General features: G+C 66.5%; 1 protein-coding gene. It reads right to left on the bottom strand.

Annotated features, from left to right (window positions below):
- Nucleotides 1-180 precede the first annotated feature (180 nt).
- A complete protein-coding gene (locus ACFXKA_RS43450; RefSeq protein ID WP_379431977.1) occupies nt 181-921 on the bottom strand; it encodes an HAD-IIA family hydrolase in 741 nt (246 codons plus the stop codon).
- Nucleotides 922-1015 lie beyond the last annotated feature (94 nt).

The raw sequence follows: 1015 nt of genomic DNA, 5'->3' as shown, positions 1-1015 counted from the left end.
GCCCGGGGACCGCCACCATGGCGGCGACCAGCCCTGCGGCACGGAGTGTGAGCAAGTCTGAACGCATCGTGAACCTCCTGACGAAGGAAGCCTCACCCGTCCGGCCGGATCCCGCATCCGCTGCGAGCCCGGAGAACCTTCGTATACGGCTGTGACCTGCGAGTATTCAGCCAGATCCGGTCAGATCAGATCCACCAGGTCAGCGATCGAGTCCACGATCGTGGAGGGCCGGAACGGATAGCGGTCGACATCGCCCGGCTTTGTCAGACCGGTCAGTACCAGGAAGGTCTCCATCCCGGCTTCCAGCCCGGCCAGGACATCGGTGTCCATCCGGTCGCCGATCATCGCGCTGGTCTCGGAGTGGGCGCCGATGGCGTTCAGGCCCGTCCGCATCATCAGCGGATTCGGCTTGCCCGCGAAGTACGGGTCCTTGCCGGTCGCCTTGGTGATCAGCGCGGCGACGGAACCGGCGGCGGGCAGCGGCCCCTCGGCCGACGGGCCCGTCTCGTCGGGGTTGGTGCAGATGAAGCGGGCGCCGTCGTTGATCAGCCGGATCGCCTTGGTGAGGGATTCGAAGCTGTACGTTCGAGTCTCGCCGAGCACCACATAATCCGGGTCGTGGTCGGTGAGGATGTAGCCGATGTCGTGCAGCGCGGTCGTGAGACCGGCCTCGCCGATGACGTACGCGGTGCCGCCGGGCCGCTGGACGTCCAGGAACTTGGCGGTCGCGAGCGCGGATGTCCAGATGTTGTCCACGGGGACGGCGAGACCCATCCGGGACAGCCGGGCCTGGAGGTCGCGCGGGGTGTAGATGGAATTGTTGGTGAGGACGAGGAAGGGCTTGCCGGAGTCCCGCAGGCGCTTGATGAAGGCTTCGGCGCCAGGGATGGGGATGCCTTCGTGGACGAGGACACCGTCCATGTCGGTGAGCCAGGATTCGATCGGCTTGCGCTCTGACATGTGACGGACTCCTGCCGTACGCAGTGTGCTGGTGGCGCCGCGGGCACTGCTCCGT

It is taken from the genome of Nocardia sp. NPDC059228, from assembly GCF_042754245.1.
Classification (GTDB): Bacteria; Actinomycetota; Actinomycetes; order Mycobacteriales; family Mycobacteriaceae; genus Nocardia.
This window is presented reverse-complemented; position numbering and strand designations above follow the sequence as displayed.

What these genes read in the sequence shown, in the direction of transcription:
- ACFXKA_RS43450 (WP_379431977.1), bottom strand. Translation starts at nt 921, where the DNA reads ATGGACGGTGTCCTCGTCCACGAAGGCATCCCCATCCCTGGCGCCGAA.